The following is a 705-nucleotide window of genomic DNA, read 5'->3' on the forward strand; positions in this document are numbered from 1 at the left end:
ATGGTAATTTGTTTATCTAATGCTTCTTCTTTTATCTTATGCATGGGGTGTTTTTTCTTTGTTATAGTTAAAACTATCAACGCTTTTTTTTGAAACAAAAAAAGACCTTCTTTCTTTTAAAAAAGAGAAGGTCTTTAGTAATAAATTATATAAAACTAAAAGTTATTTAGTCCTTCTCATTAAGCTACTGGCCAACGGTTATCTAAGTTAGCGTTACCAATAAGTAATTCTTCAGCTGAGAAAGTAACTGTTAATTTCATTGGAACTTCGTTGTTTACATCTAAATCTTCTTTGAAGTAAACGATGTAAGCGTTTTTAAATTCCACTTCTTTCATTTTTGAATCTTCATCTGTTTTCTTAAAAACAATTTTTCCGTCTACAGCTTTAAATTGGCTGTTTACCATTGCCTCAATTACAGAGGTATCTGATGTTGATTCGATAGTTAAAGTAACTCTTCCTCCATTTACACTTGAAGATGGTTTACCTTTTGTATCTGTGTTTCTGTTTAAGCTGTACTCAGCTTGTAATACGTCGAATTCTTTTCCTCCGAATTCGAAACTTGCTCTAAATGATCCCATAGTTTCTTTTTTTTGGGTTAACTAATTAATTTAAAAATACTTTTTAGAGCTTTCTCAATAAAAAAAAGAGAAAGCTTTAAACAATATAAAACCTTCTCTTTTTTTATTTCTTGGCGCCATTCTATAA

The 705-nt window shown here is 29.5% G+C and carries 1 protein-coding gene; it reads right to left on the reverse strand.

From position 1 onward, the window contains the following. Positions 1-179: 179 nt before the first annotated feature. A complete protein-coding gene (gene tssD, locus Q4517_RS15410) occupies positions 180-578 on the reverse strand; it encodes a type VI secretion system tube protein TssD (RefSeq protein WP_115901738.1) in 399 nt (132 codons plus the stop codon). Between the last annotated feature and the right edge of the window lie 127 nt (positions 579-705).

The organism is Tenacibaculum sp. 1_MG-2023 (genome assembly GCF_030547425.1).
GTDB lineage: Bacteria > Bacteroidota > Bacteroidia > Flavobacteriales > Flavobacteriaceae > Polaribacter.